We start from the raw sequence: 11,700 nt of genomic DNA, 5'->3' as shown, positions 1-11,700 counted from the left end.
ATTTTTCATGATGAACGCATTAGAGTTAAGAGAAAAGGGCTATCAGATTTTAGTCAGTCATTTGGGACAGTCTGATGCGATTCGCTTTTTGCAACAAATGGGGTTGGAAGGAGATTATACCCAGGAAAGGCGCGAGGTTTTAGGGTCGGTGACGCGGGAGGAGTTTTTGGAGGAGTTACGCAAAATCAGAAATCTTGAGTAGTCGGGTTTTTGGGGGGTTGGGCAAAAGAAACCCGGTTTCTAGCAGCATCTCTGTTCCTTAACAAAAATTTAAGAAATCAACCCGGTTTCTGAGTCGCGGGGATGGGTAAAATCGGGATGGTGTTCCCAAGCCATAAAACAGGGAGTGATGCAGGAATTTAACCGGGAGAACTCGCCTAATATGAGCGATCGCCTCAGAATTTACTTAGATGCTTGCTGTCTCAATCGTCCATTTGATAATCAAACCCAGCCGAGAATCGCCTTAAAGAACCTGTAAAACTAGGATTTTCTGGATATGATGCCACCCATATTGCTAGTGCAGAGCGAAGTAATGCCGATGTATTTTTATCCACAGACGATCGCCTAATAAACAGAGCAAAGCGAAATATTAAAACGATAAATGTTGCCATCCAAAATCCCGTACAATGGCTAATGACTGTCAACCCCAAATAAAAAGCAATTATGAGCAAGACACAACAAGAAATCATCAAACAAGGCTATCAAGTCCTAATCAATTCCTTGGGAGTTGTTGATACAATCCGGTTTATTCAATACTTTACTCATGGTCAAGGCGACTATACCCAAGAACGCCATCAGTTTCTCGACCAAACATCCTTAAATGAGATTCTGCTGACCATGAAAAAACAGCCAACAGACAACAGCACCCAATACGACGAAATAATTGATAATTGATAATTGGGTGTTCTGGCAAAAGAAACCGGGTTTCTGGCAGTCTCTCGATTCCTTCACCCAGATTGAACAAACCAATCCCGTTTCTGAGGGTTCGGTTTTGGTAATATCGGGTAAAATATGAACTAGATTCGTCCGGCTAGTTAGTGGCGAGGTTAATTGATGAATAAAATCACCCTAGAAGAAGTAAGTCAAAATTTAAGCAATTATCTGCAACGCGCCCAAGCTGGAGAAAGTTTTGTGATTTTTCAGGCAGACCAACCTGTTGCTAAAATTGTTTCGGCGAAATCAGAGGGGATTTTAGAGGCGTTTGATGCGTTTCGCGATCGCCTTGTAGCCGAGGGGATAAACTTAGAAGTTGATGATATTTTTGCCAATGTTCGGGACGACACCCCCACTCCTGAAAAGCCCGGGTGGTGATGAGGATGAAATTTCTCCTAGATACTAACATTATTTCAGAAAGTATTAAGCTCCAGCCCAATCCGGCTTTTTTAGCGCAGTTTCGACACAATTTGCCAGAATCAGCGATCGCATCAGTGACATGGCATGAGCTTCTTTATGGGTTTCATCGCTTGCCCGAGTCGCGACGAAAAAGACTTTTGTCTCATTACTTAACCCAGGTCATCCAGAATAAAATGATTATTCTGCCCTACTGCGATCGGGCGGCGGAATGGTTTGCCATTGAACGGGCGAGATTGACCACTTTGGGTCGAACACCTTCCTACCCGGATGGACAGATTGCAGCGATCGCCAGGGTTAACGATTTGGTTCTAGTGACTCGTAATGTCTCAGACTTCGCTGATTTTGATGGATTAACCCTTGAAAATTGGTTGGCTTAGATAAAGAAACCGGGTTTCTCGCAGCATCGCTATTGCTTGACAAAGATTTAAGAAAGAAACCCGGTTTCTGAGGTTTGGGAATGAGGTAAAATAACCCGAGTGCTATTCCTTGGTGCTAGGTTATAGATGAACGAGGAAGGATAAGCGATGAAAATTATTGATATTAACCAAGCCTTACCGCAAATTATGGAACTGATAGAAATGGCTTTTGCCGGAGAAGAAATTATCATCAGTAAAAATAATCAGCAAACCATTAAAATTGCTCCCGTTTTATCACCTCAGCCGCGTCCCCCTTTATTTGGGTGCGATAAAGACCGGATTTCCCTCCGGGATGATTTTGATGAACCCTTGGATGATTTTCAGGACTATATTTAATGCGGTTACTCCTGGATACTCATACGGTTCTCCGGTTTTTTATGGGAAATTCTCGGTTGAGCGACAAGGTGCGTGATTTGGTCGAAGACGGTCATAATCATAAGGCGTTTGATGCGTTTCGCGATCGCCTCTTCTGCCGAGGGGATAGACTTAGAGGGTGATGATATTTTTGCCGATGATGGACTTAGGCGAATTGGATGTTAATGTTGACATGATTCAGACTGCGATCGCACTGCCGATGGAAGAAATTGCTGAATTTTGCCAAAAGTGGAAAGTCACCGAGTTTGCCTTATTCGGCTCGATTCTGCGGGATGATTTTCATGGGAATAGTGATGTGGATGTTATGGTACAATTTCATCCCGAAGCCCATCCCACCCTGTTTGATTTAGCTGAGATGGAAGAGGAACTCAAACAACTATTTGAGCGCGATGTTGATTTAATAACTCGAAAGGGAATTGAGAATAGTCGGAACTATCTGCGTCGCCAAGCCATTCTATCTTCTGCACGGGTGATTTATGAAACGGGATGTTCAATCCTTGCTTGATATGCTGCAATCCGCCGAAATCGTGACGGAATATATTTCTGGGCGATCGCGGGAAGATTTAGCGACTGATTTACAATTGCAAGATGCGATAATTCGGAGACTTTCACTGATTGGTGAAGCAGCAAAACGAGTTTCTGAACCGACTCGCGATCGCTTGACTACAATTCCTTGGTCAGTGATTAACGGGATGAGAAATCGACTCGTCCATGAATATGATGGAATTGACCTCTTTGATAAATAAGTTGGCCCAGCCAGAAGTATCAACAAATACACTATTATTCACTGGGCAACTCCCGTGAATAAATGGCTTCGCCAATATAGTCGTCGTGGCGAGATGCAATATCGTTATTTTCAGCGCTTAATGTGCCAATCAGTGCGGCAATTGGATCGTCAGGTTGGGTAGCTAAGTCCTCTAATGATTTTAAGATCATTGCTTCTAAAGAGAGGTTGATGATTTGAGCTTTGGATTCTAAACGTTGGCTCAGATCGTCGGGAAGTTCAAGGTTGATTTTTCGAGTCATTTTAATCAAGATGATATGAGTAATTAAGGGCTTGATCTTAACTTAAATTGCTGATACAATTAAACCAACAGTGCGATTCATTTTTCAAGCGGGTGACTCGTGCGGCGATCGCCAGGGGGTGATTTTCAGTAGGTTGCCGAGTCATGGTCAGGGTTGAGTTTTCAGATGATTGGAGCATCAGGATGATTATAACCCATCTTGTCAGAGAAAACTGAGTTTTGAGCCGCTGGAAAAGAAACCTGATTTCTAGCCGCATCTCGATTCCTTCACCAAGATTTAAGAAATAAACCCCGTTTCTGAGTGTCTGGAATGGGGTAAAATGGGAGTGCTATTCCTTACCCGGTGCGCGGCTATGGATGAAGAGCGATCGCAGGCTTATTTATCCCTGATTCCAGAACCGTTGATTGACCAGTTTTCGATGGAGAGTTCTTGGATAATGCCAAAATCAGACTGGTTGCACGTTAGGAGGGTGGCATTTTGAACCAGAGAAATGGCAGCAATTTTCAAGTCCATATTGCCTAAACGGGGGTAGGTTTTGCGGAGGCGTTGATGCTCGACTGCGGCAGGATAATCGAAGGGTAAAATGGGGATAAGACAATAGTCCTTTGCCGTTTTTTGCAGTCCTTCATAAGCGATGATTTGTTGCTCAACTGTTTTCGCTTGGGACAAAAAACTGAGTCTTCCTCTGATTTGTTCTTCATAAGTGATGATAGTGACAGCAACTTGAATATTCTCAACGGTTGCTATTTTTGCCAAAATCCGTTGACCGGGTTCACCATTGCGTTGAATGAGACTCAGATGATCCGTATCCAAAATATACATCCGATTTGCCTCACTTTATTGAGCCGTTTTGCGCCATTCTTGTCCGAGTTGAATCACCGTTTCAAAGGTCGGATCGTTGGCGTGACTCCCAGCAATGCGTTCCCACCAGGGTTGTTGTGGGGAGGTGACGGTGGCTAAGACTTGTTTAATTTGAGTGAGTTCGATTTCCAAGCTGGTGACTCGTGCTTCGATTGCCTGGGGCTGATTTTGAGTAGGTTGCCGGGTCATAGTCAGGGTTGAGTTTTCAGGTGATTGGAGTCTGTTGGATTATTATAACTCATCTTTTCAGGGAAGAAACCGGGCTTCTAGCCGCCGGAAAAGAAACGGGGTTTCTAGCAGCATCTCTATTGCTTCACAAAGATTTAACAAAGAAACCCGGTTTCTGAGTCGCGGGAATAGGGTAAAATCGGGGTGCTATCCCCTACCCGGTGCGCGGCTATGGATGAACAACGATCGCAGGCTTATCTCGCCCTGATTCAAGAACTCCTCAACTGTCCCAGTGGGGAGGAAAATGATGTCCTTAACCAGTCCAGTGAGTTAGTGGATGAGGGGTTTGTGCAGGTGTGCGAGTTAGTGGCGGCTCAGTTGCAGGGGGTGTGATGGTTGCGGTATATTTAGATGTGTGTTGTCTCAATCGCCCCTTTGATGACTGGGTGCAGGAGCGGGTTCGGCTAGAGGGAGGCTCAGTTTTAAGTATTTTGGAACGGGTTCGCACGGGAGAATGGCAACTAATTTCCAGTGAAGCCATTCTCGTGGAACTGGAAAAAATGCGGAATCTGGATAAAAAAGCCAGCATCTTTAATGTCTTGGCATTAGCAACACGAATGCAGGAAATCAATCAGGCAGTTGAGGAACGTTCACGACAACTAGAAGGTTTGGGGTTTGGGCTTTTTGATTCTTTTCATCTGGCTTGTGCAGAAGCGTCTGGGGCGGATATTTTTCTTTCTACGGGCGATCGCTTGCTCAATGACGGCTCGCAGGCATGAACTACAATTAAAGGTGGCTATTCGTAATCCGGTGGTGTGGCTGATTGAGGTTTTACAGGAGCAGTAAACAGGAGTCGTTGATGATGAACGCACTAGAGTTAAGAGAAAAGGGCTATCAGATTTTAGTCAATCATTTGGGGCAGTCTGATGCGATTCGCTTTTTGCAACAAATTAGGTTGGAAGGAGATTATACTCAGGAACGGCGCGAGGTTTTAGGGTCCGTGACGCGGGAGGAGTTTTTGGAGGAGTTACGCAAAATCAGAAATCTTTAGCTATCCAGTTTCTGGGTAGTCGGGCAAAAGAAACCGGGTTTCTAGCAGCATCTCGATTCTTTCACAAAGATTTAACAAAGAAACCCGGTTTCTGAGGCTGGGACACGGGGGAAAATGGGGTGGTGTTCCCGACAGTTCCCGACCTGATGCCTTGCTATGGATGAACCAGGGAAAAATCCTGTGCGATCTCAAATTTAATGCGTAGTGGCGACAGCAACAGTTTCTCTATTTGGCCTATATTTTATCGTATAATCCCAGAAAACGGGTTTTGCTCTGGGTTGCCCATACTTCGCTTTTTCCGACAAAAAACTCCGTATCCAATAAGCTAATACGCATTTAAACGGGATATTCACAAGTTAGTCAAATTGTCTTCAATCCTTCTTTTGTTCCCGGTTCACTGTTCCCCGGCATTCCAATTTATATAAAACCATAGCGACTTACTGCTCCGTTGGATAAATCTTAAAATACCCCCTTAATACCCTGGCACATCTGGCGAAAAAATAGGAAATTGCCCCCTGAATTTCCATATATTTATAGAATCTTTCTTGATTATGCAAACCATACATTAACGCTTCATTGTAAATAGATCACCCGATTTTGTTCGATATTTATAAAATTACGTTTTTGTAAATCCAAAATGATTTCATTTATGTCATCATCAGAAATTCCACCTTGAAATTGATACATAGATTTAATTGAATTCGTTAGAGATTTTATTTTTGTGGGTTTTAACTTCAATAGCCGGTTTTCAATATATTCGATAGTGTTCATATCTTTTGAGGCTTCCTTACCCGTAGTATTCTGATCGGTTGTTGCCTCAATTATCTCAATTCTATTTTGAGGGTTGGCATTTTCTTCTTCTTTTCTGGCCACCTGTATTAGCAATTGTGCCAGACGTAATTTCTCTCTATAACTTAGTGATTCACAAGCTAAAGCTATAACATTATAGTTCATTCGACTTAACTTTCCTTTCTAGTAGTCTAACAGCAAAAGCCACTGGCGACCAATAACCTCTAACTCAGCATCAGAAGTCAGCCAGAAGCGTAATGTAGCCAACAAGAACATCGTCAACCCAAAAGTTAACATCCGCTTCCCGTTGAATTCGTCCCTGTTGCCAATGATACAGCAAAACACCTGATCAAGTTGCCGAAGTTCAGGGGTTAACGGTTTAATCCTGATTTCGGAGCAGCGCCCAATTCCCGGCGATCGCGCAAACAACCCGGGCGCAAGCATTGCGCCCCTCCAAGACCTCTTCCCCAAGGGAGTCGCATACGCCCCCAACTGCCAAGTTCTGCAACAAGCCCAAAATCGGCAACGCCCGCACTTTAACCAACTCTTCGCTATCCAAAACCCCACCGAAGACCTCCAATTCACGGATATGGAAGTGGAAGCCATCCAATCCCTGTTTCACCCCCACCAAGTCCTCAAACATGACGAAGCCGAAAAAGCCGCCATTGATGCCGAAACCCTGAAAAATGCCCACTGTGTCCACTTCTCCTGTCACGGCTACTTCAACTTTGAAGATGCCCTCAAATCCGCCCTCATCCTGGCTAAAAGCGAATTTACGCCCCCTCCCCCAACGGATGACCCCAGCCGCTATCTGCCTCTAAAAGACAACAAACTGCTGGACCTGCAAAAATGTCTGACTTTAGAGGATATCTTACGCCTTGACCTGACCAACTGCCGTCTCGTCACCCTCTCCGCCTGCGAAACGGGTATCACGGACCTCACCTCCACCAGTGATGAATATATCGGTTTACCCAGTGGCTTCATTTTCGCGGGTTCTCCCAATGTGGTGAGTACCCTTTGGGCGGTAGCGGATATCTCTACGGCGATTTTTATGATTCAGTTTTATCAAACTCTCCAGCAGCAACCGGAACTGTCGGTGGTTCTGGCGTTGCAGCAGACTCAGAAATGGTTGCGGGAAGCGACGGTGCAAGATTTGTTAGACTGGATTGATAGCTGTGCCGTGATTAGTGAGGAACGGCGAGGGCAAATGAAATTTACCTTACAATGGGGGAAGACCGCCGAAAGTAAGCCCTTTTCATCTCCTTACTTCTGGGCTGCATTTTGCGCCATTGGACAGATAAATTGACCTGTATTGTATGAGGAAGAATCCCCAATGAATCCCCAAGATTTAATTGCTGCGTTTCTGGAAGTGTGGGACAGTAACCCGGATAATATTTGGCAAAGCTCAGGCGCTATCGAAGGCTTAGATCAGCTTAACGATAGTTTAGCAGCTTGTCAAGATAAGTCGGATTTGGAATTGGCGAATGAACTGGGGAAATGGTGTGCTTCCTATCCTCAACTGACTCAAAAAGTGATGGATAAGTTGGGGGAAAGGAAGCTAAAAGGTTCTGATAACGATTCCCCCAATACAGAGGACACGGCTTATATAAATCTCTATCCGAAAATTACGGAAATTCTGCTAACCCGCGCCCCGAAAATGGGCAAAAAAGAGGGTTAATCTTGATGGTTTTTATGGCAACTTTCAATAAACATCCGGTTTGGGAAAATTTATCAGAGGTTGTTAAGGGTATTGATTCTAATGCTCTGGTTTGGGAGCATTTGGCATTATGTGATTATCAAATATCCGGCTATTGGGATGAAAGCGATCGCTTTTATGAAAACATCATCCTCCCTCGTCCTCTGTCGCCCGAATTAATCAGCAGCGGCGTGATTTTCAACGGAGATAAACGCCGCATTCAACTGAAATTTACCCTCAATCTCGAAACCACTAACCCTCCCATTTCTATCGCGGAACTGATGTTAGTCTATGATGAAAACCTAGAATTTGTTGATGAAAATTGGCAAATTGACCTGAACTCGGAATTTATTAAAGTTCCATCTTAAAATCGTAGGTTGGGTGAAGCGACAGCGCAACCCAACAAATCCGGGTAAAATGTTGGGTTACATTCCATTCCACCCAACCTACAACCCAACAAATCTGGGTAAAATGTTGGGTTACATTCCATTCCACCCAACCTACAAAGCGCCAACCAACAAATTCAGCCAAAACGAAAATAACTATTTTCGCTGCCCCTGCCTCGGCTTAACGCCAAACCCATAAACGTATAAATCAGCCACAGCATAGCCATAACGCTTTTTATTCCTTCTTTCAGCTATCAAACCAATTTGCTGCAATCTTTTTAAGAAATTTTCAAAAGACCAATTAGATTGATTAGCAACACTATCCCGCCATAAAGGCTCTAACTCTTCCACATTAAACAAAGAACTTAATTTATTCATACGCTCAAAAAATGCTAAGAATTCTGGATATTCATTTTTGATCGCATCACACCGTTCTTGAGAAGCAGCCTCCAAACCCTCAGTTAAAGACTTCCAACCTAATAAACGATTACTCGCTACATTTTTGGTTGGTGCGGCTAACTCTACCTCTCTGGCTTTCTTCAGTAAAATATTTAAAGAACGCGGATAAGTGTTGTTACTGGCATCAGTTAACCGGGAATACACCCATTGAGATACATAAGCATTTTTGCCCTTTTGAACCTTCAAACCCCATAACGGCCCCAATGCTTGACGTAAAGCATCTTCACTGGCTTCATCAATCTCATTATCCGTTAGGGGCCGAACACGGTTAGAAAGCATTTTGAAATCGATAGACCCCCCAATTGCTAAACGATAGGCTAAACGCAAAAAATCAATTTTTCCCCACTGCAATAGTAAAGTACGTGCTTCACCAAAATGACTTTTATTGGTGAAAATCAAATTACTCCAGATATCCTCTCGCAAAAATACTTTAAAACGAATATGATATAAACCTTGATTATTGAAATCGTAAATTAGACGCATCAACCCGCCCAAGGCGGCTTGTTGGTAAGGACTATTTTCTTGAATATCCTGATCTAAATCATCATAAAGTAACCAGATTTTTTGTGCAACTTTACCCAAGGAGCGATCGTAATAACTCAAAGCATCTCGGCAACAGGAATTTAAATCGTCATCCGTGACAAATTCAACCAGTTTATCAGTATGTTTTGCTTCCCAAATATTGTACCTATCTAGGGAAAAGTTATATTTTAATCGAGACCGCAAACCTTTAAATTTATCCTGCTTCAATATTTCAAGGAATTCAGGAACTGAACGATAAATCCGAATAACAGCATAAGCCCGCCATAAGGATAACCAATCTTTTTGATGTTCATCAAGCTTTTGGTGAATTTGAGCAAAAACATCACCTGTGGGTCTAAATTGGTCACTATTGCCGTGGCCTGACAATATGGTTATATTTTCTAGCCGACCCCGTGCATACTTTTCAGCATTTTCACGATGCTGAGTAAATAAGGTGTATAGCGTTGACTTACCTGTACCTTTCCGCCCCCGAATTACCCAAACAGCATCGTCCAAGCAACGCTCAAAATCAGTTGTCTTTTGAAAAATTTTATCAAAATCATTGTCTAAAATACTAGCAGCATCACGTTCTGAAAAGGATAAAGATCTAAGTAAACTTAAACGGTTAGATGGATTAATTAGTGCGTCAGTTTCTAATACACTACTTTTTTCGAGTAAATAATTTGCAATGGGAGCGTAGTAAGGCAAAGCAGTCTCAACCGGAAACTGAGTTACACCCGCGATATTAGGATGATAAGGAATTTGGAACAGTTCTTTTTGCTGATCATTAGTTAACTCTAAAGAGTCTTTTATATTTTCAACTAAATTAGCGCCAATGATACCTTCAGGAACAGGGGATAACACTAATTTGACATCAGCATGACTCAGTTCATTTAAAGTGTTTTTCACAAAACGAACACCTTCAGCATTTTGTTCACTAGGATATAAGACGATAAAAATATCATCTGCCAGCCCTAACAAGGTGAAACCGCCCCATTCATTGAGGCCTGTTCGTGCATCAATCAGCATGATATCAGGTTGAAACTGCTCCCAAAGTTCCTGCTCAAACTGCAACCATGGATCATCAGCCTTATCAAAAAGGTGTGTAGTCGTCAACAGTGATAATCGTTGCACATATCTACGCCCAATATTTCCCGCAGGTACAACAAATAAAGGACGTTTAGAATGTGAATCTGTGACGCTATAGATAATGCCTTCCTCGCCCCCCAACTCAACTTGAGGTTGATGAACTTCATTTAAAAAACAAGTTTGGCGTTCCCATAAATAATCGACTAAACCTAGTTTTAAAGTGAATTTTTGAGGAGGGAGTAAAGTATGTAATCCCGGTGCCTCAACATCCATATCAACAATAACAACTCGCTTGCCAGAACGCATTAACTGAAAAGCAGTTTGGATTAATGCGGTAGTTCTACCGACCCCCCCCTTGTAAGAATAAAATACGACACGCTTGATCCGATGACTGTCTTTTTCTGAAAAAGTTTTGCCCGATGCTAACATATCCACAGCTTTTTGCCATGATGTCGGAATATCATTGTTTGTATCTGATAGTGCTATGCCTTGCTCGACTGCTTCATCAGGAGTATATAACTCAATGATGCCAACGGATAAATCAGCTTTTTGAATTAATGGTTCAACCTCTTGTAATCGCTCTGCCCTACTCTTTCCATTAAACTTTTCGGCAATAACGGTTAACAAAACAAAACCACCATCTCCAACATCCAGTTGAAAATTATGGGAGAATTTATGCTTCAGTTCCTCACGCAGTTTTGAGGGATTCATCCAATTCTTACCTCATTCTTTTCTAGCCAACCATAAACATAATCAAAGCTCTTTTTCCACTCATCCCGCTGAATGGATGATGCCTGATCTACATAACGTAAACCGATATAATCAACAGAGGTTGCACCAAGAGGGTAAATCAGACAGTTTAGGTGCTTTAGAAGTTGCTGATCTGATTTTGCCAATTTGAATAATTCTGGCATATGGCGTAGGGCTGTTGTCAAACTATGTCCTGGATTATGGATCTGCTGATTAAACATAGAGTCTTTCTTTCTGCGACTTTTTTCATCCCATTCACTGATGCTATGATAGTCAGCGAGCAATGACTTTAAACGACACTCAATACTAATGCCACCCAGATGCAAAGCGGCTATATTGTGGTCTTGTAGCTTCAGTAGAGCCTCAGCATCTTTTTTTCTTGCTAAACACGCACCAGCAAAATCTTCCATAACCAACTCAGATGTCACCTATCTAAAAAGCCACCAACTTTATAAGTAGGAGGGACTAATGATTTGTGAAATGCGGTAAGCTGTTAAATCCTGAAACCCTTGACCACTAAAGGTTACACAGGTTAAACCTATTTTACATTTAATTTTGCCTACCTACTTACTCAATTTATTTTACCACTTTCGATAATAATTAGCCTCGACGGTAGCACTCTCTGCATGAACCGGTCAATCAACCTAGATCCTCGCTCTGCCTCATTGTCAAGGAACCCCAATGGCAACTAACCCTCGCCGTTGAACTTAAAATCGTAGGTTGGGTGAAGCGAAGCGCAACCCAACAAATCTGGGTAAA

Annotated in this window: 22 protein-coding genes; 14 read left to right on the top strand and 8 right to left on the bottom strand. The window is 42.8% G+C overall.

Annotated features, from left to right (window positions below):
- The first annotated feature begins 7 nt into the window (after positions 1–7).
- Entirely contained in the window at positions 8–202 is a 195-nt protein-coding gene (locus tag ACTIE0_RS06305; RefSeq protein ID WP_006623700.1) for a hypothetical protein, read from the top strand.
- Positions 203–422: 220 nt separating this feature from the next.
- Here the strand turns inward: ACTIE0_RS06305 and ACTIE0_RS06300 are convergent, their stop codons facing one another.
- Positions 423–611, bottom strand: coding sequence for a hypothetical protein (locus tag ACTIE0_RS06300; protein WP_155839129.1), 189 nt, complete (start codon positions 609–611; stop codon positions 423–425).
- Positions 612–663: 52 nt separating this feature from the next.
- On the opposite strand from ACTIE0_RS06300, the gene ACTIE0_RS06295 reads away from it, so the two are divergent.
- From ACTIE0_RS06295 to ACTIE0_RS06265, 7 genes are all read left to right on the top strand, one after another.
- Entirely contained in the window at positions 664–894 is a 231-nt protein-coding gene (locus ACTIE0_RS06295) for a hypothetical protein (RefSeq protein WP_006623702.1), read from the top strand.
- 159 nt (positions 895–1,053) lie between these two features.
- Positions 1,054–1,311 carry a type II toxin-antitoxin system Phd/YefM family antitoxin gene (locus ACTIE0_RS06290; RefSeq protein WP_006623704.1) on the top strand — a complete coding sequence of 86 codons (258 nt, stop codon included), beginning with the start codon at positions 1,054–1,056 and terminating at the stop codon, positions 1,309–1,311.
- Positions 1,312–1,316: 5 nt separating this feature from the next.
- Positions 1,317–1,730 carry a type II toxin-antitoxin system VapC family toxin gene (locus tag ACTIE0_RS06285; RefSeq protein WP_231296322.1) on the top strand — a complete coding sequence of 138 codons (414 nt, stop codon included), beginning with the start codon at positions 1,317–1,319 and terminating at the stop codon, positions 1,728–1,730.
- A 147-nt stretch (positions 1,731–1,877) separates the two neighbouring features.
- Positions 1,878–2,105 carry a type II toxin-antitoxin system Phd/YefM family antitoxin gene (locus ACTIE0_RS06280; RefSeq protein WP_006623706.1) on the top strand — a complete coding sequence of 76 codons (228 nt, stop codon included), beginning with the start codon at positions 1,878–1,880 and terminating at the stop codon, positions 2,103–2,105.
- Positions 2,105–2,266, top strand: coding sequence for a PIN domain-containing protein (locus tag ACTIE0_RS06275; protein WP_006668557.1), 162 nt, complete (start codon positions 2,105–2,107; stop codon positions 2,264–2,266). Before ACTIE0_RS06280 ends, ACTIE0_RS06275 begins: the two co-directional genes overlap by 1 nt.
- Positions 2,266–2,649: a nucleotidyltransferase family protein gene (locus ACTIE0_RS06270; protein WP_006623707.1), complete on the top strand. Its 384-nt coding sequence runs from the start codon at positions 2,266–2,268 to the stop codon at positions 2,647–2,649. Before ACTIE0_RS06275 ends, ACTIE0_RS06270 begins: the two co-directional genes overlap by 1 nt.
- Positions 2,621–2,890, top strand: a complete 270-nt coding sequence (locus tag ACTIE0_RS06265; protein WP_006668556.1) for a HepT-like ribonuclease domain-containing protein — start codon at positions 2,621–2,623, stop codon at positions 2,888–2,890. The genes ACTIE0_RS06270 and ACTIE0_RS06265 overlap by 29 nt, the downstream gene beginning before the upstream one ends.
- Positions 2,891–2,924: 34 nt before the next feature.
- Here the strand turns inward: ACTIE0_RS06265 and ACTIE0_RS06260 are convergent, their stop codons facing one another.
- From ACTIE0_RS06260 to ACTIE0_RS06250, 3 genes are all read right to left on the bottom strand, one after another.
- Entirely contained in the window at positions 2,925–3,170 is a 246-nt protein-coding gene (locus ACTIE0_RS06260) for a hypothetical protein (protein ID WP_006668555.1), read from the bottom strand.
- Between the two features lie 375 nt (positions 3,171–3,545).
- Positions 3,546–3,992 (bottom strand): type II toxin-antitoxin system VapC family toxin, encoded by a 447-nt coding sequence (locus ACTIE0_RS06255; RefSeq protein ID WP_006668553.1) that lies wholly within the window; start codon positions 3,990–3,992, stop codon positions 3,546–3,548.
- 15 nt (positions 3,993–4,007) lie between these two features.
- Complete coding sequence (locus tag ACTIE0_RS06250; protein WP_006668552.1) at positions 4,008–4,220, bottom strand: hypothetical protein; 213 nt, start codon at positions 4,218–4,220, stop codon at positions 4,008–4,010.
- 183 nt (positions 4,221–4,403) lie between these two features.
- On the opposite strand from ACTIE0_RS06250, the gene ACTIE0_RS06245 reads away from it, so the two are divergent.
- From ACTIE0_RS06245 to ACTIE0_RS06235, 3 genes are all read left to right on the top strand, one after another.
- A complete protein-coding gene (locus ACTIE0_RS06245; RefSeq protein WP_006623713.1) occupies positions 4,404–4,592 on the top strand; it encodes a hypothetical protein in 189 nt (62 codons plus the stop codon).
- Positions 4,592–4,978 carry a hypothetical protein gene (locus ACTIE0_RS06240; protein ID WP_006623714.1) on the top strand — a complete coding sequence of 129 codons (387 nt, stop codon included), beginning with the start codon at positions 4,592–4,594 and terminating at the stop codon, positions 4,976–4,978. The genes ACTIE0_RS06245 and ACTIE0_RS06240 overlap by 1 nt, the downstream gene beginning before the upstream one ends.
- An 80-nt stretch (positions 4,979–5,058) precedes the next feature.
- A complete protein-coding gene (locus tag ACTIE0_RS06235; RefSeq protein ID WP_006623716.1) occupies positions 5,059–5,250 on the top strand; it encodes a hypothetical protein in 192 nt (63 codons plus the stop codon).
- 573 nt (positions 5,251–5,823) lie between these two features.
- On the opposite strand, the gene ACTIE0_RS06230 is transcribed toward ACTIE0_RS06235, so the two are convergent.
- Both ACTIE0_RS06230 and ACTIE0_RS06225 read right to left on the bottom strand, forming a co-directional pair.
- The gene (locus tag ACTIE0_RS06230; RefSeq protein ID WP_006668548.1) at positions 5,824–6,204 is read right to left on the bottom strand and encodes a hypothetical protein; all 381 of its coding nucleotides are present in this window, start codon (positions 6,202–6,204) and stop codon (positions 5,824–5,826) included.
- Positions 6,205–6,222: 18 nt separating this feature from the next.
- The gene (locus tag ACTIE0_RS06225) at positions 6,223–6,483 is read right to left on the bottom strand and encodes a hypothetical protein (RefSeq protein WP_006668547.1); all 261 of its coding nucleotides are present in this window, start codon (positions 6,481–6,483) and stop codon (positions 6,223–6,225) included.
- On the opposite strand from ACTIE0_RS06225, the gene ACTIE0_RS06220 reads away from it, so the two are divergent.
- The 3 genes from ACTIE0_RS06220 to ACTIE0_RS06210 are packed head-to-tail and all read left to right on the top strand — an operon-like array spanning position 6,422 to position 8,103.
- On the top strand, positions 6,422–7,345 hold the full coding sequence (locus ACTIE0_RS06220) for a CHAT domain-containing protein (protein WP_348619939.1): 924 nt from the start codon (positions 6,422–6,424) through the stop codon (positions 7,343–7,345). The genes ACTIE0_RS06225 and ACTIE0_RS06220 overlap by 62 nt on opposite strands.
- 27 nt (positions 7,346–7,372) lie before the next feature.
- Positions 7,373–7,717 (top strand): hypothetical protein, encoded by a 345-nt coding sequence (locus ACTIE0_RS06215; protein WP_006668545.1) that lies wholly within the window; start codon positions 7,373–7,375, stop codon positions 7,715–7,717.
- A 14-nt stretch (positions 7,718–7,731) separates the two neighbouring features.
- The gene (locus tag ACTIE0_RS06210) at positions 7,732–8,103 is read left to right on the top strand and encodes a hypothetical protein (protein ID WP_235720161.1); all 372 of its coding nucleotides are present in this window, start codon (positions 7,732–7,734) and stop codon (positions 8,101–8,103) included.
- Positions 8,104–8,277: 174 nt separating this feature from the next.
- On the opposite strand, the gene ACTIE0_RS06205 is transcribed toward ACTIE0_RS06210, so the two are convergent.
- Both ACTIE0_RS06205 and ACTIE0_RS06200 read right to left on the bottom strand, forming a co-directional pair.
- The gene (locus ACTIE0_RS06205) at positions 8,278–10,902 is read right to left on the bottom strand and encodes a P-loop ATPase, Sll1717 family (RefSeq protein WP_006668543.1); all 2,625 of its coding nucleotides are present in this window, start codon (positions 10,900–10,902) and stop codon (positions 8,278–8,280) included.
- On the bottom strand, positions 10,899–11,351 hold the full coding sequence (locus ACTIE0_RS06200; protein WP_006623724.1) for a hypothetical protein: 453 nt from the start codon (positions 11,349–11,351) through the stop codon (positions 10,899–10,901). The genes ACTIE0_RS06205 and ACTIE0_RS06200 overlap by 4 nt, the downstream gene beginning before the upstream one ends.
- Positions 11,352–11,700 lie beyond the last annotated feature (349 nt).

Source organism: Limnospira sp., from assembly GCF_051859755.1.
Lineage (GTDB): Bacteria > Cyanobacteriota > Cyanobacteriia > Cyanobacteriales > Microcoleaceae > Limnospira > Limnospira fusiformis.
This window is presented reverse-complemented; position numbering and strand designations above follow the sequence as displayed.